Origin of the sequence: Hymenobacter sp. HDW8, assembly GCF_011305775.1 — a bacterium.
GTDB classification, from domain to species: Bacteria; Bacteroidota; Bacteroidia; order Cytophagales; family Hymenobacteraceae; genus Hymenobacter; species Hymenobacter radiodurans.
The window spans coordinates 3,645,824-3,671,905 of the sequence record NZ_CP049907.1 but is presented as its reverse complement, the minus strand read 5'-3'; the positions used below and the strand labels follow the sequence as shown (position 1 = coordinate 3,671,905).

At 54.6% G+C, this 26,082-nt stretch carries 27 protein-coding genes and 3 pseudogenes; 7 read left to right on the top strand and 23 right to left on the bottom strand.

All coding sequences use genetic code 11. The features are described 5' to 3' along the window. Positions 1–43 precede the first annotated feature (43 nt). Positions 44–583 (top strand): hypothetical protein, encoded by a 540-nt coding sequence (locus G7064_RS15665; RefSeq protein ID WP_133273933.1) that lies wholly within the window; start codon positions 44–46, stop codon positions 581–583. 77 nt (positions 584–660) lie between these two features. Here the strand turns inward: G7064_RS15665 and G7064_RS15660 are convergent, their stop codons facing one another. The 5 genes from G7064_RS15660 to G7064_RS15640 all read right to left on the bottom strand — a co-directional run bounded on the left by G7064_RS15660 (position 661) and on the right by G7064_RS15640 (position 4,658). Next, on the bottom strand, positions 661–996 hold the full coding sequence (locus G7064_RS15660; protein ID WP_166074317.1) for a hypothetical protein: 336 nt from the start codon (positions 994–996) through the stop codon (positions 661–663). Positions 997–1,269: 273 nt separating this feature from the next. Continuing rightward, entirely contained in the window at positions 1,270–1,935 is a 666-nt protein-coding gene (locus G7064_RS15655) for an OmpH family outer membrane protein (RefSeq protein ID WP_166074316.1), read from the bottom strand. Between the two features lie 134 nt (positions 1,936–2,069). Next, on the bottom strand, positions 2,070–3,119 hold the full coding sequence (locus G7064_RS15650) for a succinylglutamate desuccinylase/aspartoacylase family protein (RefSeq protein ID WP_317128392.1): 1,050 nt from the start codon (positions 3,117–3,119) through the stop codon (positions 2,070–2,072). Between the two features lie 48 nt (positions 3,120–3,167). Further along, positions 3,168–4,118, bottom strand: coding sequence for a 30S ribosomal protein S6--L-glutamate ligase (gene rimK / locus G7064_RS15645; protein ID WP_133273936.1), 951 nt, complete (start codon positions 4,116–4,118; stop codon positions 3,168–3,170). Positions 4,119–4,172: 54 nt separating this feature from the next. Further along, a complete protein-coding gene (locus G7064_RS15640; protein WP_133273937.1) occupies positions 4,173–4,658 on the bottom strand; it encodes an ATP-dependent zinc protease in 486 nt (161 codons plus the stop codon). A 234-nt stretch (positions 4,659–4,892) separates the two neighbouring features. Here G7064_RS15640 and G7064_RS15635 point away from each other — a divergent pair, with 234 nt between their 5' ends. Further along, positions 4,893–5,477, top strand: coding sequence for an O-acetyl-ADP-ribose deacetylase (locus G7064_RS15635; protein ID WP_166074315.1), 585 nt, complete (start codon positions 4,893–4,895; stop codon positions 5,475–5,477). Here G7064_RS15635 and G7064_RS15630 read toward each other — a convergent pair. The 5 genes and pseudogenes from G7064_RS15630 to cmk all read right to left on the bottom strand — a co-directional run bounded on the left by G7064_RS15630 (position 5,461) and on the right by cmk (position 8,817). After that, positions 5,461–6,261: an alpha/beta fold hydrolase gene (locus G7064_RS15630; RefSeq protein WP_166074314.1), complete on the bottom strand. Its 801-nt coding sequence runs from the start codon at positions 6,259–6,261 to the stop codon at positions 5,461–5,463. The two genes, G7064_RS15635 and G7064_RS15630, sit on opposite strands and share 17 nt — an antisense overlap. An 85-nt stretch (positions 6,262–6,346) precedes the next feature. Continuing rightward, a complete protein-coding gene (locus tag G7064_RS15625; protein WP_240935530.1) occupies positions 6,347–6,763 on the bottom strand; it encodes a DUF502 domain-containing protein in 417 nt (138 codons plus the stop codon). Next, the gene (locus G7064_RS22490) at positions 6,751–6,894 is read right to left on the bottom strand and encodes a hypothetical protein (RefSeq protein ID WP_240935529.1); all 144 of its coding nucleotides are present in this window, start codon (positions 6,892–6,894) and stop codon (positions 6,751–6,753) included. The genes G7064_RS15625 and G7064_RS22490 overlap by 13 nt, the downstream gene beginning before the upstream one ends. 83 nt (positions 6,895–6,977) lie before the next feature. Further along, positions 6,978–7,861: pseudogene (locus tag G7064_RS15620) on the bottom strand (4-hydroxy-3-methylbut-2-enyl diphosphate reductase). Between the two features lie 209 nt (positions 7,862–8,070). After that, positions 8,071–8,817, bottom strand: a complete 747-nt coding sequence (cmk, locus tag G7064_RS15615) for a (d)CMP kinase (protein WP_133273942.1) — start codon at positions 8,815–8,817, stop codon at positions 8,071–8,073. Between the two features lie 89 nt (positions 8,818–8,906). On the opposite strand from cmk, the gene G7064_RS15610 reads away from it, so the two are divergent. Continuing rightward, on the top strand, positions 8,907–9,155 hold the full coding sequence (locus G7064_RS15610) for a hypothetical protein (protein ID WP_166074313.1): 249 nt from the start codon (positions 8,907–8,909) through the stop codon (positions 9,153–9,155). 195 nt (positions 9,156–9,350) lie between these two features. Here G7064_RS15610 and G7064_RS15605 read toward each other — a convergent pair whose 3' ends face one another. Then, the gene (locus tag G7064_RS15605) at positions 9,351–9,746 is read right to left on the bottom strand and encodes a hypothetical protein (RefSeq protein WP_166074311.1); all 396 of its coding nucleotides are present in this window, start codon (positions 9,744–9,746) and stop codon (positions 9,351–9,353) included. Between the two features lie 61 nt (positions 9,747–9,807). Next, complete coding sequence (locus G7064_RS15600) at positions 9,808–9,969, bottom strand: hypothetical protein (RefSeq protein WP_165963652.1); 162 nt, start codon at positions 9,967–9,969, stop codon at positions 9,808–9,810. 96 nt (positions 9,970–10,065) lie between these two features. On the opposite strand from G7064_RS15600, the gene ade reads away from it, so the two are divergent. Beyond that, positions 10,066–11,733 carry an adenine deaminase gene (ade, locus tag G7064_RS15595; protein ID WP_166074310.1) on the top strand — a complete coding sequence of 556 codons (1,668 nt, stop codon included), beginning with the start codon at positions 10,066–10,068 and terminating at the stop codon, positions 11,731–11,733. 194 nt (positions 11,734–11,927) lie between these two features. Here ade and G7064_RS15590 read toward each other — a convergent pair whose 3' ends face one another. Together G7064_RS15590 and G7064_RS15585 are read right to left on the bottom strand one after the other, a co-directional pair. After that, on the bottom strand, positions 11,928–12,359 hold the full coding sequence (locus G7064_RS15590) for a two-component system response regulator (protein WP_133273946.1): 432 nt from the start codon (positions 12,357–12,359) through the stop codon (positions 11,928–11,930). A 66-nt stretch (positions 12,360–12,425) separates the two neighbouring features. Next, a pseudogene (locus tag G7064_RS15585) lies at positions 12,426–13,400 on the bottom strand (PLP-dependent cysteine synthase family protein); the annotation flags it as partial. Between the two features lie 301 nt (positions 13,401–13,701). On the opposite strand from G7064_RS15585, the gene sucD reads away from it, so the two are divergent. Next, on the top strand, positions 13,702–14,595 hold the full coding sequence (gene sucD / locus G7064_RS15580; RefSeq protein ID WP_133273948.1) for a succinate--CoA ligase subunit alpha: 894 nt from the start codon (positions 13,702–13,704) through the stop codon (positions 14,593–14,595). Between the two features lie 51 nt (positions 14,596–14,646). Here the strand turns inward: sucD and G7064_RS15575 are convergent, their stop codons facing one another. After that, positions 14,647–15,561 carry a hypothetical protein gene (locus G7064_RS15575; protein ID WP_166074308.1) on the bottom strand — a complete coding sequence of 305 codons (915 nt, stop codon included), beginning with the start codon at positions 15,559–15,561 and terminating at the stop codon, positions 14,647–14,649. Positions 15,562–15,564: 3 nt separating this feature from the next. Between G7064_RS15575 and G7064_RS15570 the strand changes: the two are divergent. Then, positions 15,565–17,003 (top strand): annotated as a pseudogene (locus tag G7064_RS15570) (mercuric reductase). A 2-nt stretch (positions 17,004–17,005) separates the two neighbouring features. On the opposite strand, the gene G7064_RS15565 reads toward G7064_RS15570, so the two are convergent. The 8 genes from G7064_RS15565 to allB all read right to left on the bottom strand — a co-directional run bounded on the left by G7064_RS15565 (position 17,006) and on the right by allB (position 25,173). After that, positions 17,006–19,138 (bottom strand): ATP-binding protein, encoded by a 2,133-nt coding sequence (locus G7064_RS15565; protein WP_166074307.1) that lies wholly within the window; start codon positions 19,136–19,138, stop codon positions 17,006–17,008. 179 nt (positions 19,139–19,317) lie between these two features. Continuing rightward, entirely contained in the window at positions 19,318–20,754 is a 1,437-nt protein-coding gene (locus tag G7064_RS15560; RefSeq protein WP_166074306.1) for a DUF6986 family protein, read from the bottom strand. Between the two features lie 47 nt (positions 20,755–20,801). Beyond that, entirely contained in the window at positions 20,802–21,140 is a 339-nt protein-coding gene (gene uraH / locus G7064_RS15555; RefSeq protein WP_166074305.1) for a hydroxyisourate hydrolase, read from the bottom strand. Continuing rightward, the gene (uraD, locus tag G7064_RS15550; RefSeq protein ID WP_166074304.1) at positions 21,137–21,643 is read right to left on the bottom strand and encodes a 2-oxo-4-hydroxy-4-carboxy-5-ureidoimidazoline decarboxylase; all 507 of its coding nucleotides are present in this window, start codon (positions 21,641–21,643) and stop codon (positions 21,137–21,139) included. The genes uraH and uraD overlap by 4 nt, the downstream gene beginning before the upstream one ends. A 152-nt stretch (positions 21,644–21,795) precedes the next feature. After that, on the bottom strand, positions 21,796–22,542 hold the full coding sequence (allE, locus tag G7064_RS15545) for a (S)-ureidoglycine aminohydrolase (protein WP_166074303.1): 747 nt from the start codon (positions 22,540–22,542) through the stop codon (positions 21,796–21,798). Between the two features lie 6 nt (positions 22,543–22,548). Then, positions 22,549–23,793 (bottom strand): allantoate amidohydrolase, encoded by a 1,245-nt coding sequence (locus tag G7064_RS15540; RefSeq protein ID WP_166074302.1) that lies wholly within the window; start codon positions 23,791–23,793, stop codon positions 22,549–22,551. A gap of 4 nt (positions 23,794–23,797) precedes the next feature. After that, positions 23,798–24,256: an amidohydrolase family protein gene (locus G7064_RS22775; RefSeq protein WP_262888620.1), complete on the bottom strand. Its 459-nt coding sequence runs from the start codon at positions 24,254–24,256 to the stop codon at positions 23,798–23,800. Then, complete coding sequence (allB, locus tag G7064_RS15535; protein ID WP_262888619.1) at positions 24,187–25,173, bottom strand: allantoinase AllB; 987 nt, start codon at positions 25,171–25,173, stop codon at positions 24,187–24,189. Before allB ends, G7064_RS22775 begins: the two co-directional genes overlap by 70 nt. A gap of 57 nt (positions 25,174–25,230) precedes the next feature. Here allB and pucL point away from each other — a divergent pair, with 57 nt between their 5' ends. Beyond that, positions 25,231–26,076, top strand: coding sequence for a factor-independent urate hydroxylase (pucL, locus tag G7064_RS15530; RefSeq protein ID WP_166074301.1), 846 nt, complete (start codon positions 25,231–25,233; stop codon positions 26,074–26,076). Positions 26,077–26,082: the final 6 nt, after the last annotated feature.

Genomic DNA, 26,082 nt, shown 5'->3' with positions numbered 1-26,082 from the left:
TGCTTTATGGGGTCAGTTGACTTTTAACCCTAACATCTCCGTAATGAAGTTTTTGTACCGTCTAGTTTTATTACTTCTTCTAACGGCTCCTGCTGCCTACGCCCAGAAGGGCGGTTACAACACTGGTATTGGTCTGCGCGCTGGCGGCTATTCTTCCGGCCTCACCGTGAAGCACTTTTTGAGCGGCAAGAATAACGTGGCATTTGAAGGCTTGCTAACCAGAGAGTACGCTGCCCGTGGTGGCCGGCTCACCTTGCTATTGGAAAAGCACCTGCCCGTAAGTGATATTAAGGGCTTGCAGTTTTACTACGGCGCCGGCGGTCATGTGGGGTCTTACAATGGGCGCTATTACTTCTCCGACCGTCGTTATTACGGCCGGAAAGGCAAGGATTACTACTACGTTTATTACGCTGAAGACCGCAACTATATAGCCTTCGGTGCTGACTTAATTCTGGGTCTGGAATACAAGTTGCCGGATCTACCCTTCGTGGTAGGTGTTGACTACAAGCCATTCTTCGAGGTATTCGACGGTGCAACGGGCTTGTACTCTGATGCAGCCTTCAGCTTACGTTTTGTTTTCTAAGACAACGAGTCTTTTTTACACGAACAAAAAAGCCCCCCAGATATCTTCTGGGGGCTTTTTTGTTCGTGTAATCGTCACTAGCGTATCCGACCCCGGTCGCGACCATAGGGTCTCCCGTCGCGGGCGGGCTGGCGGCCATCCTGGCGATAGTAGCCGGGTCGGGGCCGCACCACCACGGACCGTTGCCGGTAGGGCCTGACAATAACGGGCGGGCGCTCCACCACAACCACCCGCGATGGACGATGGTAGTAGGGCCGAGGTCTATACCCATAATACGGGCGAGGGGGCGGATAATATGCTGGCCCGCTTGCCACCACAACGCCAGGCTGCGCCGAGGCCACACAACCCGTCATCAGGGCCGCCGAGAAAACCAGCGCCACCAGTACTACAGAAGATTTTATCAGCTTTTTCATAGTCTATACCGTGGAGCCTTGGTTTAGCTACCACATAGCAATAGACACCGATTTTGACGTAGGGTTTAATGAGGCACATCAGGAATTTGGGCCACTTTTCCACCGCAACTCGCTTGCAGCTAGCGATCTGCTAAGCATAACTAATAAACATAGGCTGGGGGGCTTTTTACAATGCGCCAGCTCAGACAGAAGCATCACTTAGACTAAAGCAAAGCGCCCGCTGCTCCAGGGAACAGCGGGCGCTTCTGATGGCTTCTTGAGCGTCAAACCCGACTACTTCTTTCCGTATTCAGTATTTAGGCGCTTCAATACCGGAGCTGTTACGTCGAGGTCTTTGCGGCTGTAGGCAATAGAGCCACCAGGCTGCGCAATGAGAATAAATTGGTAACCATTCTCCTTGCCGTACTGCTCAATCAGCTTGTTCACGCGAGTAAGCACCTGCTGGCTCATTTTGGCCTCTTCCTCGGCGGCCTGACGCTGGAGTTTTTGCTGCTCCTGACCCACCTTCTGCTCCTGCTGCTGCAGTTGTTGCTCGGTAGCGGCCCGCTGCTCGGGTGTGAGGCTGGCAGCCTGTGCCTGGTATTTCTGCACGGCCGACTGGAAGTTGGTTATCATCGTTTTGTTTTGCTGCTCCCAACCTTTGGCTTTTGCCTCAAAGTTGCGGCGCGCAACCTGCATGCCCTTATAGCCATCCAGCAGTTTGCTTGACTCTACATAACCGATTTTGACGGGCTCAGGTGCCGCCGCTACTGCGGCGGGCGCGGCAGCCGTTGTATCCTCAGGACTGATGCTGGCGCTGTCGGAGGCAGCAGTGACGGCCGCAGTTTTGGCGACGACAGGCGCCGCAGCCGGCTTTTGGGCAAAGTGCAGGTAAAATAATACTGCCACGGCAATAACCAGGACCGCATTGATGGCTAAAAGCAACGAATTCGTCTTCATTCAAAGAAATAGTAGTGGCCGACACCTCGTCGGCTCCCCAAAGAAACGCAGAAACCAGCAGGATCAGAAATTAAGGGTCGAAGCCAGGCCTTCCAACGCTTTGCTACGACTGAATCAGAGCACGCAGCGCAGTGCTATATCTGATCGTCGTCCTCTTCTTTCGACTTGGGGGGCGATTCTAGCATATGCGGCCAGTGTGAGGCAGGATTGGGGGGCAAATTATCCGGCCAGGCAATGTGTACCAGCGCATCGCCTTGGTTCACAACCGGCATATGGTTCAGGCCAATAACGTAACCCGCCGTTGGCGTTTCGAGCCGCACGGTGCCTTCGCCATATGGGTCGGCTACGCTACCATACACTTCCCCTTTTTCCAAAAATTGCCCATTCTGCACATGGCTCCGAAACAGACCTGCAAACTTAGCTCGCAGCCACGTATGCCGCCGACACACAATGCTCGGCTGGGCGGCGGCGGGAGCTTCAGCCAGCATTCCTAGTTGGTGTAGAACGCGGAATGTGCCCGCTATAGCCAGCTCAATTCCGGCTTCATCGAGGCGCAACGATTCGCCAGTTTCGTACACGATAATACGGCGGCCCTGCTGCATCGCAGCCTCACGCAGGGAGCCGGGCCGCAACGACGCGTGCAAAGTAAACGGAGCCGCAAAGGCTGACGCCAGCACATCAGTCTGTTCATCTTCGCCCAGCAGACAGCGCACTTGCGGCATGTTGGCCCGCGCAGCGCCACCCGTATGAAAATCGATGCCGTAGTCAATAAGCGGCATGATTTCGCGCATAAAGCGGTGGGCCACTCTGCTGGCCAAGGACCCGCGCGGATTGCCCGGAAAGCTCCGATTCACATCCTTGCCGTCGGGCACCTCTCGCGAGAAATTGAGAAAGCCGTAGATGTTGAGGATAGGAATGGCGATGATAGTGCCGCGCAAAGGCTGCAGCAAATCGCGGCGCACCAGGCGACGAATTGTTTCAATGCCATTAACCTCGTCGCCGTGCATCCCCGCCATTAGCAGCACCGTTGGCCCCGGTTCCTGCGCCCGATAGACGTACACGGGCACATCAATGACGGTACGGGAAGGCAGGCGCGAAATTACCAACCGCGTCAGCACCCGTTCGCCCGGCCTGATAACCAAGCCGTTGATTAACATATCGGTGGGGCCGTAGGTATGGGGCAAAGGCTGAAGCGTTAAGAGTGGAACGAATACAGGTGTTTTTCAAGCCATTTACCCCACTACATCGGGCTGGGTATCGGGCTGGGGGGCTTTTCTGGTCGTTTTTTTAGCGGAATCCTTGCGCTTGCTGTGTACCAGCGCCGCCGTGTACTCGATGATTTTGCCGGCAATATCTAGGCCGGTAGCCTTTTCAATTCCTTCCAGCCCCGGTGATGAGTTCACTTCCAATACCAGCGGTCCACGCTTGCTCTGCAACATATCGACGCCAGCAATGCCCAAGCCCAGTGCTTTAGTAGCCAGCAAAGCAGCGGCTTTTTCGGCCCGGCTCAGCTTCACCAGCTTACCCGATCCGCCCCGGTGCAGGTTGGAGCGAAACTCGCCCTCCTTACCCTGGCGCTTCATGGCACCCACCACTTCGCCATTCACCACAAAAGCCCGCAGGTCGGCGCCCTTGCTTTCGGCAATAAACTCCTGCACAATGATGCGGGCCTTGAGGTTATGAAAGGCCTCAATCACCGATTGGGCGGCTTTTTCGGTTTCAGCCAGCACCACGCCCAGACCTTGCGTACCTTCCAGAAGCTTGATAATCACCGGAGCGCCACCAACCTGCTTGATCATTTCGGGCACCTCATCGGAGTAGTTGGTGAAGGCGGTTTTGGGCATTCCGACTCCGGCCCGCGACAGAATCTGCATGGAGCGCAGCTTATCCCGTGAGCGCACAATAGCTTGACTATCGATAGCCGTGCGCACTTTCATCATCTCAAATTGCCGCACTACGGCCGTGCCGTAGAACGTAACCGAGGCGCCGATGCGCGGGATAATGGCATCAAAACCCGTCAGTTTTTTGCCTTCGTAAATTATGCCTGGGTCGCCTTTCTCCAGCACCAGGTTGCAATGCAGATGGTCGACGACCACCGCCTCGTAGCCGCGCTGCGTGGCAGCTTCGACAAGGCGCATGGTGGAGTACAGCCTCGGCTCGCGCGAGAGAATGGCCAGTTTCATTGGAAAGATAGGTCAGAGGTAAATGGGGGGCGGAGGCAGGAAAGCAGGGAAACCCTAATCAATCTGAGGCCGCGGATGTTTGGCCGCAGCCTGACTTTTATACGACAAATGTAGGCGAGCCACATCAACTACCAGTTGTGCTTTGCGCAACAAGGCCCGTCCGATGAGCACAGGGTAGCGCATATCGGAGCGGTCAGACAGGGAGAATTCGGCGGAAATATCTTCACCAAATAACTGAATAACTGTCTGAATAACATAGCGTTCCTGCACTTCCCCGTTCGAGCTTTTGATGTCGCGCAGGGAGAAGTTGGCGAACTGCAACGGCCGGCCATTAAAATTTGGATGCGAGGGGTCGAGCAGCTGCACGCAGAGCAGTTCGCGCCCGTCGGGCAGAGTTTCGATGTGAATATTGGAGCAGTGAATGGCACCCGTGTAGGCGCCCGTATCCACCTTCGCTTCTACCCCACGCAACTTAAACTGGGGAAAGTCAACCAACTCCCGCCGCCCCACTACTCGCTTTGGAACCCGCTTTTTTATCATCGTAGAGGCAATATAAGGGAAGCAACGGGTTTGCAGCCACCAAGAGCGCATCGCTAGCAAAAATGTAAGTCAGCGGCCTTCACCCTAATGGAGTAAAGAAGAAGTGTGGGCAGAATAAATGCAGCTAATGTTTTTTGTAACGGGCTGGGGGGCTTTTTAGCGTAAACCCTAGACACATCCTACCGTTCCCACAAAATGGAGCGTGTTCTTCAAGCGTCTATTTCCAATTTTCTTATGCCTAATCAATCTCTCAACAACTCATGGCGCGCCCAAGCCCAATCATTTGGCCGCATTTTATTATACCAAGGTGACATTACTATCCTCGACACTGACGCTATTGTAAATGCCGCCAACTCTTCCCTGCTCGGCGGTGGTGGCGTAGATGGCGCTATTCATCGCGCTGGCGGCCCTCAGATTTTGGACGAATGCCGCCGCTTGCGAGCTGGTCACTACGGCAAAGGATTGCGCACAGGAGAGGCAGTGATTACCACGGGTGGCCGCCTGTCTGCTAAGCACGTCATTCATACTGTTGGGCCAGTTTGGAACGGTGGGCACAAGCAAGAGCCCGAGTTATTAGCCAACTGCTACCGCAATAGTCTGCGTGTTGCCGCCGAGAATGGACTACATAGTATCGCTTTCCCGGGCATCAGCACCGGTATTTATGGGTATCCAAAGCCCGAAGCTACTACCGTTGCCGTGCGCGAGGTGCTGGCCTTTTTGGAAGCTCATGCGCAGCCAGCAGAAGTCGTATTTGTGGTGTTCGACGCGGAGAACAAGCGACTTTATGAGCGCGAACTAACGGCTAAGACGTTGGCGTAATGACTTCCGGGTGACGACGCAGATACGCGGCCACGTCGTAGATGAGTCCAGCGTGGCCCGTATCGAGGAGGACAGTGCGTGCCTGCTGCAACGAGCCAATAAAGCGTTGCAACCCAGCGTGCGGAATTACTCGGTCGTATTTTCCCAGAAAAAAGGTGACTTGCACCTGATGATCGTTCAGGATACGAGCTAAATCTTTTAGGCTGAACACCAGCAGCCGAAAGCCGACCCAGCTTCGGTACACGCGCAGGCGTTTTTCGCGGCTCTCAAGCTGCCATTCAGCAAAGCGTATCAGGTTGGTGTCTACTACGCGGCGCTCCCCCAACACATTCAGAAAGCGCAGCAGGCGCTGCGGACGCAGCACAGCCCGGCCCAGCACCCCGCGCATCCAGGGCGGATAGGTAGCCAGCGAATACCAGAACTGACGTTGGAGGCCGTCGGGGGCAATAAGCCAGACTTTCTCCACTCTACCCGGAAAGTGCTCGACGGCCGTAAGCGCAAATTTGGCCCCCATGCTAAAGGCAAGCAGGCTGAACTTCTCAATCTTATGATCGATCAGAAAGTGCGCAAGCAGCTCGCCAAGTCGCTTTTTAGTTAGTGGCGCATCTGCTTTAGCCAGCCGACTATTGCCATGATAAAACAAATCAAACGAATAAATAGTGGCCCTATCGCCCAGCACGGCGGCTATGCTACGCCAGTGGCCTTCGCTCTGCCCGTAGCCGTGGAAAGCAAGCACCACCCGCGGGCCAGTGCCATAGGTTCGATAATGCAGGAGTGTCTTCACGAGTAGCTGCTAACCTAATAACTACAAGATTAGCCTATACGGTTTTTGACGTCAGGAAGGGAGACTTGTGGTTATCCGGTGAATTTTACAGCCGCGAAACGCCCCCCGACACCACAAACTTCATTACCTCACTGCTGGGTAGCTCCAGGAAAGTGACATTTTCTTTGGGCACCAGGAAAAGCTCGCCGGAAAAGTTGTAGGAGTGTGGGCAGTACACGGCTACTAAGTCGGGGCGGTTTGCGGGCTCCATGTTTTCCTGCGTGACAAACCCCATTTTGAAAATCTTGGCTTCCGGATTTACACACATGACAACAGGGCAGTTGAACTTCTGATTATCGCCCACAAAGGCATCAAACAGATCTTTAAGGCTGGAATAAATGATGCTTACTAGGGGTGTACGGTGCAGCACTCGCTCGGCAATGATCAGGAAGGGCCGCACCATGAAAGACTTAGCGACAAAGCCCACAATGGTCAGGAGCACAATGGCGGTCAGCAAGCCCATGCCGGGGGCACATTATCCATGCGGAACAAGCTGTCGAGCCACCGAATGGTGGCAAATAGAATGTAGATGGTGAGGCCAACTGGCGCCACAATCAGGAAGCCATTGAGGAAGTAATTGAAGAGTTTGCGCATACGGCAGCAGAGGTAAACAAAAATGCCCGACCAGAAACCGGCCGGGCAAATAACGATGATGTTGAACAGAAATCCGTGCGGTGCTATACGGCCTCCAAAGCTACTTGCTCGATGCGGGCGGCTACGCGCTGCATCAGCCACATGGGCGTGCTGGTAGCCCCACATATCCCGACAGAATTGGCCCCCACAAACCATTCATCATTAATATCCTGATCGTTTTCGATGAAGTAGCTCCGCGGATTCGTCTGATTAACCACTGAAAACAGGGCTTTACCATTAGAGCTTTTACGGCCGCTTACAAACACGATTACATCGTGTTCCACGGCGAACTTTGCTAGTGCGGGCTCGCGGTTACTTACCTGGCGGCAAATACTGTCGTTGGCGTCAAAGCTGTCCAAGCTACCCCAGCGGCGGCAATGCGGTCTTCAATTAGCTGCTTCATGCGGTAGAAGCCGGCGGTGCTCTTCGTCGTCTGGCTAAACAAGGTGACGGGGCGAGCAAAATCAATCTGGTCGAGGTCCGCTTCGGTCATCACAATCAGGGCACGGTTGCCGGTCTGCCCAGCTAAGCCAGTAACTTCGGCATGACCCGGTTGCCCGTAAATGACAATCTGACCTTCCTGCCGCTGGCTTACATCATAAGCATGCTTTACGCGGTTTTGCAGCTTCAGCACCACAGGGCACGAAGCATCGATCAATTCCAGATTATTGCGCAGGGCCAGTTCATAGGTCTCTGGTGGCTCTCCGTGGGCGCGTATCAGTACTTTACTATCGTGTATCTGCTGAAGCTGTTCGCGGTCGATGATGCGCAGGCCGCGTTGATGTAGACGCTCCACTTCCATGCGGTTGTGCACAATATCGCCCAAGCAGTATAAAGTCGATTCGTTCTCTAGCTCATCCTCGGCCATCTGAATGGCGAACTCAACGCCAAAACAATAGCCGGAATTTTTATCGATCGTGATGTTCATGACAGGGAAAATATTTCGGCAGTTGTAGCTGCAACTTTAGTGCCCTAACTGGTCGCCGATAGCACCAGACCTCGTTCATCTTTTTGGCATTTAGCCGGGTAAACTCATGCGTAATACGAAGATCAGCACAAAAAAATGCCCCCCAAAACGATATAGTTTGCCCTAACCCGACTTACAGGCCTACGGAGCCCTTATTACCCCAACACGTTTTAGGTATGACGGACCGTAGGGGGCATTTTTTCGTCGTTGGGCACGGCTAAGTCGCCAACTGCGGCCAGCGAAAATAGCGTAGCTGAGACGCGTTCCAGCACGAAATCTACCTGCTCATCAATGGTAATATGCGTGGTGTCGAGCATGATGGCATCGGCAGCGCGGCGCAATGGGCTTTCGGCGCGGGTCGAGTCGATGTGGTCGCGCTTGGTGAGATTGTCAATAATAGCTTCGACCTCCACATGCTCACCATTCATAGCTAACTCCTCCTGCCGACGCAGCGCCCGCACGCGGGTTTCGGCGGTCATAAACACCTTTACTTCCGCATCCGGAAACACCGTGGTGCCAATGTCGCGACCGTCCATCACTACTCCGCGCTTGCGGCCCATGCGCTGCTGCTGGCTGACCATAGCGTGGCGCACGGCCGGTATCACTGACACCTCACTAACAGAATTAGAGATAACCATCTGACGAATTTCATCTTCGCGGATTTCGCCGTCCAGACACAATTCGTTTCGCCCCGTGCGGCGGTTGCGCTTAAACGAGATGTGCATATCGTGCAGGGCCTGCTCAATACGGGGCAAATCGTCGAACGCAATTTTATGTTCGAGCAAATACAGGGTCACGGCCCGGTACATGGCGCCCGTGTCAATGTAGGCATACCCTAACTCGGCGGCTACGGCTTTGGCGGTAGTGCTTTTACCGCACGAAGAGTAGCCGTCGATGGCAATGACGATTTTTCTCATGGGGAAGTCGTTCGGCGCGGGGGCAAGGGGAGGGGAATCCAGGTTCGACGACGTGGTATGGCAGCCGCGGCTAAGCGGGTGGGCACAGAGTGGAAGAATACCATTACGGACTCAACCGCACCATGCACCAATTGCCGCTCCACGTAGCTGAACGGATTGATAAAGGTACAACCAGCTATCTGTACGCCGACCAGCCCGGAGGCGTCGCGGTGCCAGTGGCCCCCAAAGCTACGGATTATGCACTCCCCCAAAAAGCACCCCAGCGCATTTACTACTCCGGGCCGAGCCTCATGGCTAATGCTACTGCGCTCACGATCAATAAATTCGGTGAGCGTTGACACCGCTACTTCGTCAAAAGAAGGGATGTTTAAATTTTGCCGCACGGCTTCGGCGGCGCTTCGTAGTTCTTCCATCGTAGAAAAAACGCAGCATCCGGTAACTGACGCAAGTAAGGTTCAAAATGAAAACTACCGGATTAGTTAAGTTTTAAACTTACAACAGAAGAAAATAATATTTCAGGGAAAATATAGTAATTAAATCCAATTTTTGCGCGGTGCTTCTGCCTCCAAGCGGGCCGGAATCTGCTCAAAAAATGTCACTACCGAATTAGCTAGGCCACTGTTTAACTGTTGCCCTACGCGATAAAAAGGATTCAGAAACAGCTTTTCGCGCAAGCCGATGCCCGTGGTACCATCTGGCCCGGTGGCCCACTCGCCCTGGTAGGTTTGCACGATGCACTCACCCAGAAAGCAACCCAAAGCATTGATCACACCTTCGCGGCTCGCCTCAGGCAATTGTGCCCTTTGTCCTTCAATAAAGTCGGAAAGGCGCTGCACCCCGGCCGCGTCGAAGCCATTGACCTGCAATTGTTGGCGCACGGCATCGGCGGCTGCGCGGAGGGCGGTTAGGGGGTTTTGCTCGGGAGGCATTTTCAGATGTAAGTAAAGCGGAATAAGCCGTTCAGCCTATTAGCTGAGTGGGCGATATACATTAGCAGTCGTGTGTGGGGCAAGGCATACGGCCGCCTTTGCTCTGGCGCTTGAAGGCTTTAGTTTTCTTCTGTTGGGCTGTGCGCTGGGCGCAACCAGCCATGGGAGCCACGGCAGAACCAGTCAGCACTGCCGCTAGCAACAAGGTCATTATCTTTCTCACGAGACGAATTTGGCAGGGATAATTAACCAAATATAAGGTTCTTTACCCGTCCGCCGGCCTGGGGGGCAAATTCTCAATCCTTACCTTTTCTGCCTTATGCCCGCCGAATTCAGCCTGCGCGCCAACGTTGTTAATCTGTTTGCTAACACCATTTCTCCAGCTACCATTTACGTGGCTGGGGGGCAAATTCAGCGCATCGAGCCCCTCTCCTCTCCCGTTCCTGATCCAGCGTTGCCATATGCGTTGCCGGGGTTTGTGGATGCTCATGTGCACGTGGAAAGCTCCCTGCTCGTGCCCGCCGAGTTTGCCCGCCTAGCTGTGGTACATGGTACCGTAGCCACCGTCTCCGATCCACACGAAATCGGGAATGTACTGGGCACGGCGGGCGTAGAATATATGCTGGCGAGTGGGCGCACCGTGCCGTTTAAATTTTGCTTTGGCGCCCCTTCCTGCGTGCCCGCTACACCTTTCGAAACGGCCGGGGCTGTTATATCGGTGCAGGATATTGAGCAGCTGTTTCAGAACCCCGAAATCGGCTACCTAGCCGAAATGATGAACTGGCCCGGCGTGCTGCACAACGACCCTGATGTAGCAGCCAAAATTGGCTTAGCCCAGCGCTACGGTCGCCCCGTAGACGGCCATGCACCCGGCTTGCGCGGCCAGGATGCCCAGCGCTACGCCGCAGCCGGCATCAGCACCGATCATGAGTGCTTTACTGCTGATGAAGCTCGCGACAAGCTGGCCGTGGGCATGAAGATTCTTATCCGGGAAGGCTCCGCGGCCCGCAATTTTGAAGCACTGATTGACCTGCTTCCGAAACACTACGAGAACATGATGTTCTGCTCCGACGACAAGCACCCGGACACGCTTGTCCAAGGTCACATCAATCAGTTAGTACAGCGGGCCGTAGCGCGCGGTCAGGAAGTTCTGCAAGTACTGCGCGTAGCTTGCCTGAACCCAGTATTGCACTACAACTTGCCCGTAGGCTTGCTGCGCGAGGGCGATTCCGCCGACTTTATCGTGGTCAATGACCTAACTGATTTCCGAGTGCGCCAAACGTATGTGGGGGGCAAATTGGTAGCCGAAAACGGCCAAACGCTTATTCCCGCCGCGCCGGTTGCTGTTGTTAATAACTTCCACGCGCAGCCTTTCACAGCTGAAGATTTTCGAGTGAAGGCGCCTCAAAAAGCCCCCCAAGCACAGCAAACGGAAATACGCGTGATTGAATGCTTCGACGGTCAGCTTATCACCGCCCGCCACGACTTACCTGCCAGCGTTGAAAATGGCCTTGTCGTGCCCGACGTAACACGCGACATACTGAAGCTCACTGTTGTAAACCGTTATGAAGTTGCGCCGCCAGCGGTAGCCTTTATCACCGGCTTTGGTCTGAAGCGTGGCGCCTTGGCCTCCAGCGTCGGCCACGATTCGCACAATATTACCGCAGTTGGCACCGATGATGAGAGCATTGCCCGAGCCGTAAACCTAGTTATCGAAGCAAAAGGCGGGCTGGCGGCTGTGGGGGGCAAATTGGAGGAGATACTCCTCCCCTTACCCGTGGCAGGCCTCATGTCTGATCAGGATGGCTACCGGGTAGCCGAAGCGTATGCTGCCGTCGATGCACTGGCCAAAGAGTTAGGCTCACCGCTGGCTGCGCCCTTTATGACCTTATCATTCATGGCGTTGTTGGTAATTCCCAGCCTGAAGCTCAGCGACAAAGGTTTATTTGATGGTGAAGCATTTCAGTTCGTGGAAGCCGTAGTATAAGGTTTCACGCTCTTCCAAAACGTCATGCAGAGCGGAGCGAAGCATCTCGCGTGCTGATGTGAGAGTAGTAATTCTACTACAAATAGCGAGATGCTTCGCTCCGCTCTGCATGACAGTTTCTTGTACTATCAACCATTAAAAAAGCCGCTACACTTCCGTGCAGCGGCTTTTTTTATAGCATTTAGATCTAAGACTTATACCTCCGCAAAACGCTTACTCATCAGCTTGTTCAGCTTCTCCTCGGTGAGCGGCTTAGCCAAATATTCCACATCTGGATACTGCGCTACGCGAGCGGTGTCGGCGGCGTGCATAGAGGTGGTTAGTACGGCCAGCACCGTGCGCGCCTTCACTTCCTCGGGCAGTGCGCTGTAACGTTGCAAAAACTCAAAACCATCCATGCCCGGCATCTTCAAATCAACGAAAATTAAAGCAGGCGTTTCATTGGGAATAGGATCAACAAGGTTGCGACCTTCACCCCAGAAGAAATCGTAAGCCTGCTGGGCACGGGTAAAAACTAACACGTTATCGGCCACATCGAGGCGGCTGAGCAAGCGATTGTTCAGGAAACAGGTGGTCTCGTTATCATCCACCAGCACGATATTGCGCAGCTTTTTAGTCACGGTCATAGGTCTATGTATTTCTATAAGGAGAATACTAAACCGGAAGCCGGCGATAAAGATATTTTTTCTTTACAGCCAACCTTGCTCACGCATCCAGTCGTCGTTATAAATCTTTCCCAGGTAGCGCGTGCCGTGGTCGGGCAGGATAATCACCATCGTGTCGTCTTCCTGCAAGTGCTTACGAGCATACTCTAAGGCCCCGTACACCGCCGATCCGCAGGACCAGCCCACAAATAGGCCTTCTTCTTTGGCCAACCGGCGCGTCATTACGGCCGCATCCTGGTCGGTTACTTTAATGAAAAGGTCAATCAGGTCGAAGTCGACATTCTTGGGCAGAATATCCTCTCCAATGCCTTCGGTTTTGTAAGGATAAATCTCGTTTTCATCGAAAACACCCGTCTCCTTATACTTCTTGAACACCGAGCCATAGGTATCCAAACCCACCGTAATTAGCGAGGGGTTCTGCTCTTTCAAATACTTGGCCGTGCCGCAAATAGTGCCCCCAGTGCCAACACCGCAGGCCAAATGAGTAATCTTTCCATCCGTCTGGGCCCACAGTTCGGGGCCGGTGCTTTCGTAGTGGGCAGCCGTGTTGGAGAGGTTGTCGTACTGGTTTGGATAGAAGGAATTCGGCGTTTCCGCGTTCAGGCGGCGCGCTACGGAATAGTAGGAGCGCGGATCTTCAGGAGCTACATCCACGGGGCAGATAACTACCTCGGCCCCCACGGCGCGCAGGATATCCTGCTTTTCCTTGCTCTGCTTGTCGCTCATCACAAAGATACACTTGTAGCCCTTCGCAATAGCGGCTAGGGCCAGGCCCATGCCGGTGTTGCCGCTAGTGCCTTCGATGATGGTGCCGCCGGGCTTGAGCAAGCCGGCTTTTTCCGCGTCCTCTACCATGCGCACGGCCATGCGGTCCTTTACAGAATTGCCCGGATTGAAGTATTCAACCTTGGCCAGCACCGTGCCTTTGATGCCGTCGGCTACTTTATTGAGTTTGACCAAGGGAGTATTGCCGATGGCTTCAACTATGTTATTCAGATACATACAGTTGGGTACGCAGAGTAGTTGGGTGGACCGCAAAGGTACGTATTTACCTTCTTAGCCCCACGCTGCTATTCAACACAACCCCATAAGCACACCCAAATCCTGACCAAAAAAGAGCCGTAAAGCGACTTAATAAGTCTTGTGTGTTTAACAAGTAAAGTCTTCCTTCTCTACCTTCCGTAAGGGAAGCGGCCGCTTGGCTTGCCTCCCCCCAAAAAAGCCTACTTTTGCGCACCGATGACTTGTTAAGTCATTCCCCATTACCACCCTATATCGCATTTTCCTCCTAACCTTTCTCCTAATGAGCGTTCTGGTCAATAAGGATTCTAAAGTGATTGTGCAGGGCTTCACGGGCTCCGAAGGCTCGTTTCATGCTCAGCAGATGATTGAATACGGCACCAACGTGGTTGGCGGCGTAACGCCCGGCAAAGGCGGCACTACCCACCTCGACCGTCCTGTGTTCAACACCGTGGCTGAAGCCGTGGAGCAAGCCGGTGCCGACACGAGCATTATTTTCGTGCCCCCAGCTTTCGCCGCCGATGCTATCATGGAAGCCGCCGACGCGGGCATCAAAGTCATCGTGACCATCACCGAAGGCATCCCGACCAAGGACATGATTGCGGTAAAGGAGTACCTGAAAGGCCGCGACGGTCTGCGCATGATTGGACCAAACTGCCCCGGCGTGATGACTGCCGGTGAGTGCAAAGTGGGCATCATGCCTGGCTTTATCTTCACCAAAGGCAAAATCGGCATCGTGTCGAAGTCGGGCACGCTGACGTATGAGGCTGTTGACCAACTCACCAAAGCTGGCCTCGGTCAGACCACGGCTATCGGCATTGGCGGTGACCCCATCATTGGCACTACCACTAAAGAAGCGGTGGAGCTGCTCATGAACGACCCCGAAACCGAAGGCATCGTGATGATCGGTGAAATCGGCGGCGGCATGGAAGCTGAAGCTGCTCGCTGGATCAAAGAAACCGGTAACAAGAAGCCCGTGGTAGGTTTCATTGCTGGCCAAACGGCCCCTCCCGGCCGTCGCATGGGCCACGCGGGTGCCATCGTAGGCGGCGCCGATGACACGGCAGCGGCCAAAATGGCCATCATGCGCGAGTGCGGCATCCACGTAGTAGACTCACCTGCCGAGATTGGTGACACAATGCTGCGCGTACTGCAAGGCGAAAAGGTTACCGCATAGCGTCAACAAGCAACCATAAAAAAGCCCCCCAGAAGTCTTCTGGGGGCTTTTTTATGGTTGCTTGTTGACGCTACTTCTTCCCGCTTTGCCCCCGATATTCACGACCACACCAAAATTAAATACCGAGTTAGAAGCCTTTAAATACTTCTGACTGCGCAAGCCAAACATACCACCGCTAATCAGCTGCAGTTGTACCGGACCGGCTACCTGCACGCGGGTGAAGGTGATGGGCTCTACAAAAACGTTATCCTCGGGTGTGGTAGCTATTCCATCCACGCGCAAGTCGCTTAGCTCCAGATAGCTCAGGCGCAACGCGGTGCCATACGAAACAGGAAAGTCATTGCCGAAAAGGTGAAACGACTTCTTCTCTTTGGAGCTGTAATTTACCTGTAGGAAATACTTATTCAAGTCGCCTTCTACCGTGCGCTCCACGGTTTTAATATCATTCTCGGTTTTGAAATCGGTGCGCTTGGTGGAGCCGGCGCCGAGGCCCACATATACTTCCAGCGCGCGCTTGTCGGGGAGACGGGTAAAATAACCGCCACCTATTTCGGCAAATCGGTGCTCCTCGGCTTTGCGTTTTTTGTCGGTATTTAGCGTCGTAAACGTGCCGATGGCCCCAATGTGCTCGCCCACGGCGTAGGCCCCCTGGATGGCAAGGTTGTTATCCAGATTGGTATGAATACCGCCGCTGAATTCACCTTTTTGGGTGAGTAGGGGCACATTTGGCGGTGGCGGAAAGTACAAGGACGTACAAGCACCTAGCCCCGGCAGAACGGCGAGCAGGGCGAGGCGGCGCAAAAATTGGTTAGCCACAAGGCGGAAGTTATTGTTAAAGGTACCCAAGCCAACAATCCGATTAGGGTATAGTCGGCTGGCAAGCTGAACCGTATAGGAATAGCTCTGGGGGGCAAAAATAGCATTGCCCCGCGCATTACTCGTCTTCTCGCTCTCTGATTTCCGCATTCTATGCCTGATTCCTATGACGTTGTGATAATTGGCTCGGGCCAAGCCGGCAATCCATTGGCTACCGCCTTGGCCGACGCCGGCCGGCGGGTGGTGCTGATCGAGGAGTATTTGCTGGGCGGCTCGTGCATAAACTATGGCTGCTCCCCCGTCAAAACGATGCTAGCCTCGGCCGAGCGCGCCCATCAAGTGCGCACCGCCGCCACCTTTGGCGTACAAAGCAATGCGCCGCACGTTGATATGGCCGCCGTAGTAGCCCGCAAAGATGAGGTGATTGGCGCGATGCGCGAAGGCGTACGCAGCAACCTCACCCAAGAGCGCCCCGGTATTACCGTACTGGCTGGGCGAGCTGTCTTTACAGGGCCCCGCAGTTTGCGCGTAGCCATGGAAAGTGGCCCCGAAAAACAGGTAACCGCGCCGCTCATCTTTATCAATACCGGCACCCGGGCTGCTATTCCGGAGGTGGAAGGATTGGCTGAAACTGGCTTCCTCACCACCACCGAGCTGCTCGATCTGAAGGAATTACCTGAGCATCTGCTAATTCTGGGTGGCGGCTATATAGGGTTGGAGTTCGGGCAAATGTTCCGGCGCTTCGGTAGCCGCGTCACCATTATCGAATCGGGCGCACAAGTGCTGGAGCATGAGGATGAAGACGTGTGCGCCACCTTGCAGGAATTGTTGGAGGCCGAGGGCGTTGAGTTTGTACTTGGTGCGGAAGCTCACCGTGCAGCCAAAGGCACGGGGGGGCAAATTACCGTTACGGCCCGCACCCGCACTGGCGAGCGACGCCTAAGCGGCACTCACCTGCTCATTGCCACCGGCCGCACGCCCAACTCGGATAAGCTAAATCTGGCCGCCGCTGGCGTACGGGTTGACGAGAAAGGCTACATCGAGGTAAACAGCCGCCTCCAAACCAACGTGCGGGGCGTGTATGCCCTGGGCGACGTGCACGGCGGCCCCCAGTTTACCCATCTCAGCTACGACGACTACCGCATTGTCCGCGACGTGCTGTTGGGGGGCAAATCACGCTCCGCCAAGCAGCGCCCCCTACCCTACACCGTTTTTACTGATCCGCAGCTGGGGCGTATTGGCTTGTCGGAGGAGCAGGCTCGCGAGAAAAATATTGCCTACCGGGTGGCTGTGATGCCGGTTTCAACTATAGGTCGGGCTCGCGAAACCGGCCGCCTGGGGGCTTTTTTAAGGTAATGGTCGATGACAAAGACCAGATTATCGGAGCTGCTATTCTCTGCGCGGAAGGCGGCGAAATCATGACAATGCTGCAACTAGCCATGACGGGCAAGCTCAAATATCAGGTGCTACAGGAAATGATATTTGCGCACCCGCTGTGGGCCGAAGCACTGAATAACGCGTTTACGAAGCTGGAAAAACCAAAAAGTAAACCGCTGAACTTCCAGTCTTTACTAAAAACAAACGCCGATTAGGTTCAGAAGTAAGAGTATGATTTATCTTCCTGCTCGGCTTTACTCACGGGCAAAGACACAATCACCTCCGTGTATTTGCCCTCTTGACTTTCCACGGAGAGCGTGCCGCCGTGGCCTTTGGTGACGATGTCGTAGCTCAGCGACAGGCCCAGGCCGGTGCCTTCGCCGGCGGGCTTCGTGGTAAAAAAGGGCTGAAAGATTTTCTCCTGAATAGCCTCCGGAATGCCGATGCCATTGTCGCGCACTCGCAGCTTTACCTGCCCGTTGCGGCGGCGGGTCGTTACCAGCACCTGCGGCTGATAGCCATTCTCATGCCGGGCAGCCTGCTGGCTTACAGCATAAAAGGCATTGGTATACAGATTCAACAATACTCGCCCAATTTCCTGGGGCACCACCGGCACTAGGCCCAAATCCGAATCGAAATTGGTGGTGAATTTGACCTCAAAGTTGGGGTCTTTGGCTCGCTGCCCGTGGTAGGCAAGCCGCAGATTCTCGTCGCAGAGGGCATTCAGGTCAGTCAATTGGCGTTCCCCGGTGCTGGGACGGGCGTGCTCCATCATGCCCTGTACAATGCGGGCGGCGCGGCCTCCGTGCTCCCGAATCTTGCATAGATTTTGCGACAAGTATGCCAGCAGATCCGCCTCCAACGCTGCATCGCGGTCGGGACTTTTCTGGGCCGTTCCAAGCTCACCCACTAGCTCAGCCGACACCTCGGCGAAGTTATTCACGAAGTTCAAGGGGTTCTGAATCTCGTGGGCAATACCGGCAGTAAACTCTCCCAGTGAAGCCATTTTCTCCCGCTGAATCAATTGCGATTGGGCAGCTTGTAGTTCCTCCTGCTGACGTTGAAGCTGCGCATTGGCCCGCTGCTTTTGCTGATTGTTGCGCCAGAGCAGTACGCTCAACCCGGCCACCACCGCCAAGGCTACCAGTGCCCCCACCAGCAGCAGCTTCTGCTGCTGACTCCGCTGCTGGCTCAACTGCTCATTGCGAGTCAGCAGCCGTATTTGCGATTGTTTCTTATCCAGCTCGTAGGTGTATTGTAGTGCGGCCGTTCGCCGGACGATGTCCTGGGTACTCAGGCTGTCTTTGTAAGCCGTAAACAGCGTTTGATAACGGTAAGCATCCTCGTAGCGCCCCAGTTGAGCACTGGCTTGGGCTAGTATGTCGCTGGCATCGTGTATTATTTGTTTGGTGCCGCTGCGCTGACTCGCCCGCAGGCTGGCCCGCCCATACACCATTGCACTGTCAGGGCGCCCGGTATGCAGGAAGGCGCGCGCAAATATGACTTCAATAAGCGGGATGTTACCTACATCTTCCATCTGCTTCAACCGCCGCAACCCAAGCCGCCCCACGGAAAATACTTCCGTATAGCGCCCTAAACGCTCATTCATCTCCGCGCTGCGCACTTGCCCGAGCGTAACCAGCCGCTCATTGCCGGCTTCATGAGCCAGGGTCATTTGTTTCTCAAAATGCTGAAGAGCCTCCAACCATTTGTTCTGGGCACCAGCCAACCTCCCAAACCCATTTTGGCAGAATGCCGCGCCTTCTACATCGCCGGCCTTGTTTGCTAGCTTCAGGCCGCGGTCCAGATACTGTTTGGCCTTAGCGTATTCTCCTACAATCACACATGCTAGCCCCAACTGACTGTTTATTAAAGTCAGCCATTTCTGATTTTGCATAGTCTCCGCCAAACGCAGCCCTTCGAAACTATGGGTCATTGCTTGGGTGAAGTCGCCCTGCCCGTAGTAAACGAAGCCGAGGTTATACAAGCACGAAATCTGGTTCAGCCGGTCGTCGAGCTGGCGGAATAGCTGCTGGGCTTGGCGCGTATAGATCAGGCTCTCCTTGTAATCGCCGCGGAAACGATAGTAATAGCCCAATCCCATCAGCGCCCGCGCCTCCCCCGATTTGTACGTCAATTGCCGTGAAAGCCCCAGCGCCTCCTGAAAACTCGCTAAGGCGCTACTGGTCGTCTTTTCCTTTTCCGCAAACGCTATTAATCGGTTTACCCGAATGGTGTCGGGCTGCAGATAGTTGCGTACGGGCACCTGCAGCGGCTGGGGGGCTTTATTCTGCGCACCTATACCTATCGAAAGTACGCTCAGGCAGCAGATGAACAGGAGCTTCTTCATACAGGCCAGCGCTTCGTGGGCCGATACTTACAGTACTGGCACAATCCATTACAAGATATGAATTGTACCAATACTTATAAAGACACAACAGTGTAGAAGTAGCTGCTAATTCGAGGGCTGCAAACTATTTTTCGGTACTGTCAAGTTGTTGAGCCAAAGAAGGAAGCACTACCCGTTAACTACACTTTTTGCTTGCGGCGCCCCTCCAGGATACGGAAGAAAGAGCGCGTGTTAATCTCGTCCTTCGTCAGACCGGTAGCTGTTATTTCCTCCTCCGTAATCGCTCCGCAGTTCAGGGCTTTCAGGAAGAAGTTGAGTAAGCCCTGACCGGTAGCAGCATCATCGAAGATGTCGCCGGTGAGCGTTGAAATAGCTGCGCGCTCCACGAAGCTTTTCAGGCGAAACACGGCGTCTTCGTAGCTGCTCAGGAAGAAGGCATACGTAGCCGCGTAGCGCATCGGTAGTTGCGCCGGATTTAGGTCCCAGCCTTGGTACAGGCCATTGATAAGCGAGTGCGTAGTGTGGTGAAAACCTTGTCGCCAGGCGTTGTGCACTGATTCGCGGTTTTCTTTTTGCTGCTCAAACGTCAGGTTTTCGCCCCGGTGCGGACCGATGGGCATTACATTGGTGGCGCCATCAGAGAGAAAAATACCAGTGCCGCCCAGCGCCACCTTAGTCATGTGGTGGGCAAAGTCACATACGGGGTGCGCCATGGTCTGGTAGCGGGCCGTGATGCCAGCCGAAGCCGTGTAATCATAAGTGCCGAAGTGGGCGGCAACACAGCGGCCTTCGCTGGCCCGGATGATGCGCATCAACGGGTTGCGGCCTTCCTCATCCATAATAATCTGGGTGGCCTCTACCATCGTTTCCATCAGGAGGGTGCCGGGGGGCAAATTGTTCGCCTTTTCCAGGATTTCGAACAGGCGCACCATCGTCGTCATCTGCTCCGGAATAGTCACCTTGGGCAGCATTACCACGAAGTTTTCGGGCAGCTTCCCGCCGGTTTTTTCCAGCAGAGTCGTCAGAAAAATATCCAGCGTCCGAACACCGCGCTGCTTCAAGTCCTCGGTGAAGGGCTTGATTCGAATACCGATGAACGGCGACAGTGTGCCATTCTGCATCCCGATGGCTACTTCGTTGGCGGCTTGCACGGCCGTGGCATCTTCTTCCGCGTCGGGGCGGTTGCCGAAGCCGTCTTCAAAATCAATCCGAAAGTCCTCAACGGGTTCGGCCTTGAGCTTAGCGATGATCTTATTATACACCGAGTACGCCAGCCAGGCCATCTCCTTTTTGCGATCTTCCGGCGACAAAGCATCCAGTTTGGCGGTTAGCTCTGCAATGTCTTTCCCCGATTTTGGCAAGTGCTCGTAGCCTTTGAGCTGAAGCACGTTGGCTAGCTCCACAAAGTTGGGCGCGTAGGTGCGGAGGTTGTTCAGGGCAATGTCGCCCATGCGCACGCAGGTATCCGATTTGAACAGATTGGCGCCGCCGTACACCGTGTGCACTGGTTGCCGATCGGGCTTGTCGCCGGGATAAATTTGCTGAAACTTAAGGTTAGCGACGCCGAGTTGATTGAGTAGCTGCTCTTTATCGGAGTCTTGTATGCTGAGCTTCATATGCGGGGGGCAAATTTGGATGGGATGGGAACAGCCGGTTTCCAGCTTCAGGAACCGCGGTAGGTGGAGTAGCCAAATGGATTTAAAAGCAGCGGTACGTGGTAGTGCTCCGGTGCAGTAACAGCAAAGACAATCTCCACGAAAGGATAGAAAGCGGTAGTTGCGTGCTGGTCGAAGTATTCTTGGGTGAAGAACTTAAGCTTGTAGATTCCTCGCGCCAATACCTCCCCTTTCGGCAGCAAATCCGCAACGCGGCCATCCAGGTTGGTGGTGCTGCGAGCCAGTTCCTGCCACGCTTCCGCCTGCTGGCTGTAAAGCGCAATAGCTACGCCCTGAGCCGGTTTGCCTCTGGTAGTATCGAGAATATGGGTGGTGATCTGGCTCATGTTGCTAATAGCTTTTCCAGCCGAATTTGAGTGATTTTTGCTTGTTCGCCCATGGCGATTTTTATTTCCTCGTCAGGTTCATTGGGCAGCCGGGCCTGCAAGAGGGCCAGCATCTCCTCCGCTGATTTGCCGGTAGCACAGACGATGAAAATATAGCCGAATTTCTCCTCGTAACGGGTATTTCCTTCGGCCAACGCTTCGAGCACTGCTTGGGAAGAATGTTGCACTGCCGCCTGCTCACCAGCGGCCCAAGCGCTAGTGCTGGCGAACTTTTCCTTCAACGAATTGATCTCCCCAATCTTAGGATGATGGGTAAACGCCTCACGCCAGTCATGCTCCGAAAGGCCGTACCAGATAGTGGCAGCCTGCTCAAACAAGGCATCCTTATCAGGCACTGGGAATATATCGGTCATTGACTCTACCCAAGCCATGCTACCGCAGCATTTACGCAGGGCTTCGGTTAGCGCAGGCTTCGGCAAGGCGTTGAGTTCAGGTAGGGTCATTGTATATCAAGTTATCTAAACCTAAAGGCGGTCATGCAGAGCCCAGCGAAGCATTTCGCGTGCTGATGTCTGATTAGCATTGCAACGAAGCGAGCGAGATGCTTCGCTGGGCTCTGCATGACGTTTGGGGGGCTTTTTGAAGAAACAATCAACTACACCACTGTAGGGAAGCGGTTGACGTTTTTGTAGTAGATGTACACGGCGGGCTCCTTGCCCATGGCCGTGAACCATTGCTGGCAGTAAGGGGCCATCCAGATGGAGTCGCCTTTCTTGATGGGGTACCATTCGTGGTCGAGCATGTAGATGCCTTGGCCTTGGAGATACAGCAGGCCGTGCTCCATGATATGGGTTTCGACCATGGGCAAATTGCCCCCCGTCTGGTAGGTGAAGATGTTCACGGCCATATCGAAGCCGAGGTGGTCGGGAAGCAGTACTTGGATGCGCAGAGCCTCATCGTTCATGTATATGGGCGCCTTCGTGTCGTCCTTCTCGCCGAACAGAACGCCCGGTACCTCATGGCCTTCCAGCGGCTCGTATACTTTGTGAAAGGTGAGAATCTGAGTGCCAACCGTGGGCTTTTCGAAACGGTATTCCTTGCCGATAGGCACATACACAAACTCGCCGGTACTGAGCGTCCGATCTTGGCCATCGACGCTGACCTGAATCTGACCTTCCACTACGTAGAAGAAAATCTGCGACGCCTGCGTTTTGCCCATTAATTGCCCCCCAGCCTGCAACGTGACGAGCGTTTGGCAAAGCCGAGCCCCCATCTGCTCATTGATAATCACATTCACGGTGCAGCCCGTCCAGCCCGGCACGTTGCTGTTGATGTAGCCATCGGGGCTGATAACGGCATGATTGCGCTTGACGACGGAGCGGGTTAAGGCAGAAATTTCCATAGGGAATTACGAATGGTGGGAAATGAGTTGGGTTAGGAAGCGCTCGGCGACCCGCAGCGCGGCCGCTAGGTCGGGCAGCTCCACGTTCTCTAAAGGGTTGTGGCTAATGCCTTTAAAGCACCGCACAAATAGCATGGTGGCCGGCGCGACTTTGGATATCGGCACAGCGTCGTGACCGGCCCCACTAACCAGCGAAACGACTGGATAGCCAGAGTCAGCAATGGCGCGGGCCAGCAGGCTGTTTAAGGCAGCATCGCACGCCACTGGGGCCGTCTGCTGAATGAGGTTCCAGATCAGCGTGATATCGCGCCGCTGCGCAATGGCTTCTATCTTTTCCCGCAGCACGTGATAGGCCCAGGTTAAGCGTGCTTCATCGGCGCTCCGCAGATCAAGGCTGCACACCACTTCGCCGGGTATCACGTTGCTGGCCGCGTGACGAATATCAAGCTTGCCTACCGTTGCAACCAGCGTCTGCTGGTGCTCCTGACCAAACTGCTCGATAGCCAAAACAGCTTCGGCGGCGCAGCACAGCGCATCCTGCCGCATGTTCATCGGCACCGTGCCCGCATGGCCGGCCATGCCTTTGAAGACCATTTCCACGCGCTGCTGCCCGGCAATAGCCGTTACGAGAGCCACCGGAATAGCACGGTCATACAGCACCGGGCCTTGCTCAATGTGGGCCTCAAAGTAACCCAGCCAGTTATCAGCGGGAATTGCATCGTGCGTAAGCTGCTGCGTATCGCCGCCCATGGTTGCCACGGCTTCCGCCAGGGTGATACCAGCTGCATCTCGTTTTTGGAGTAAATCAGCCTCAAAAAAGCCCCCCACGACCTTGCTACCTAAGTAAGTAGTATGAAACCGGCAGCCTTCCTCGTCGCTGAACGCAATAAGCTCGATATGAAACGGTAGCTCGACTCTTCGTTGCACGAGTTGCTCCAGCAAATCCAGTCCCAGCAGTACGCCTAGTGGCCCATCGAATTTGCCGGCATTTACCACCGTGTCAATATGTGAGGCGATAACGAATGTTTTGGCTTCCGACTGGGGGCTAACCAGCCGGCCACGCACATTGCCGATGCTATCGATGCGGGTTTCGAGCCCCGCCGTTTCCATCCAGCTTTTTACTAATGCGCTGCCCGCCAGAAAAGCCGGCGTACCGAAGGTGCGCGTTATGCAGCTTTGATCTTCGCTAATGGCAGCCAGGGTGTTAATGCGCTGTAGGAGTTGCTCGGCGCGGTGTACGTAGGCATCCATGCAGCTAGCGCGTAATGATTTTACCCTGATTGAGGTGCGTGAAGTTGGGATAATCGTACACCTGCTGCCCCTTCAAAAAGGTTTGGGTCACCACGCCCCGCAGCTCTTGCCCAATATAAGGCGACACCTTATGCCGATGGTGCAGCATATCAGCCGTTACAATGAAGGCTTGATCAGGCTCCAGCACCAGCAGGTCGGCACCGAAGCCTCTGGCAATTTGGCCTTTGCGCGCTTGATGCCCAATGAGTTTCGCGGGGTTAGTGCTTAGCCACCGTACTATGTCCGTCAGATTAGCTCCACGCTTTTGAGCGGCGGTCCAGAGCACGGGCAGAGCCAGCTGCAACGACGCAATGCCGCCCCAGGCCGTGGTAAAATCTCCGCTTTCCAGCTGCTTCAAATCGGGCGGCGCGGGTGAGTGGTCGGTGGCGACGAAGTCGATAATACCAGCCTGTAAAGCCCCCACAGCTCATCATTGTTGGGCTGCTCCCGAATAGGCGGAGCGCATTTGAACTGCGTCTGTCCGTCGTTAATGTTTTCAGCGTTGAAAAACAGGTAGTGCTGGGCGGTTTCTACGGTCAGTGGCAACCCGTTGGCCTTGGCCGCAGCAATCGGCGCAATAGAGTTGGCCGATGATAGATGCACGATGTGCGTAGAGCAATCATACTCCTCGCACAGCCTAATCATCAGCGCCACGGCTTCATCCTCCCATTGTTTGGGGCGCGAAGCGAGGTAATTTTGGTACGACCGTTTATCCCCGGTTTTCCACACTTCGTTATCGGTAGTTAGCTCGCAGTGCACCAGCAGCGGTAGGCCGTGGCGGGCCAGAATCGGCATCACTTGCCGTAGGTCTTGCTCGGTGGCATTGGGAAAATCGTCGATGCCGGAATGGGTCAGAAACGCCTTGAACCCGAGTACGCCATGATCAATCAGCCCTTCTATCTCGCTGGCGTTGCCCGGCACAATGCCGCCCCAAAACCCGCAATTAGTGTGCAGTTGACCTTTCGTAGCAGCTAGCTTCAGCGCTAGGTTAGCGACTGAAGTTGTCACTGGCGCTGAGTTCAGGGGCATATCCACCAGCGTGGTCAGGCCACCTGCTAGGGCAGCGCGCGTGGCTGTATTGAAGCCTTCCCACTCGGTGCGCCCGGGCTCGTTGATGTGTACGTGGGGGTCAACTACGCCGGGCAGCACCGCCCGATTATGCACGTCGATAATTGGGCAATCGACAGCCGTAGTGGCCGGCACCACATCTACAATCAGGCCATCCCGGAGCAAGACCAGCGCCTCGAGTATGCCCTGCGGCGTTACTACGTTTTTACTTTTTATAGCTGCGTCCAGCATGCGAGGGGGCAGAATGGGCGATGAACAAGATTGGTCCTTCAATCTAGCAGGATAATTTTCTAGATTGGAAATCTTTCCATGCGTAACCAGCCAACGAGAATGGGTATCAAACTAGGAATCAATGCCTACGGCAAAAACGCGATTAATCTATCCAAGATTATCCGCCACGCCGACCACCACGAGTTTCGCCAGATTTCGGTGAGTGTGGCGCTCGAAGGCGAGTTTGAAACGGCCCACACCCTCGGCGACAATTCCACCATTCTCCCCACCGATACGCAGAAGAATACGGTGTATGCGCTGGCCAAAGAGCACTTTACGACCACTATCGAAGCCTTTGGGATTCACTTGGCCAATTTCTTTTTCACCCGAAATCCGCAGATAAGCAAGGTCAGAATTGAGATAATAGAGCACGGTTGGCAGCGCATGTCTTTTGATGGAGAAGCGCACACACACGCCTTCACGGGCGGTAGCTCAGAAAAGCGTCGCGCCATCATCACCCAGACTGCCCAAGGCGTCCAGGTTTCCGCTGGTCTCCAGGATTTACTGCTGCTAAAAACCACTGATTCAGCTTTCGAGAAGTATATCCAAGATGAGTACACCGTTTTGAAAGAAACCACGGACCGCATTCTGGCTACTAAATGCGAAGCAACCTGGGAATACACGACCTCAGACCTAGATTTTGAAGCTACTTACGAGAAGATTCGCACGTCGCTGCTGCGCACGTTTGCCGGGCACAAGAGTCTTTCGGTGCAGCACACTCTGTATGCCATTGGGGAGCAAATTCTGCTGGAGAATGAGGTGGTCAAAGAAGTCAGCCTCATCATGCCTAATAAGCACCATATTCCCTTCAATCTAGAGCAGTTTGGGATGGAGAATAACAACGAGATTTTCATCGCTACCGATGAGCCCTTCGGCTATATCACGGGCACGGTAGTGCGGGACTAACCGTTT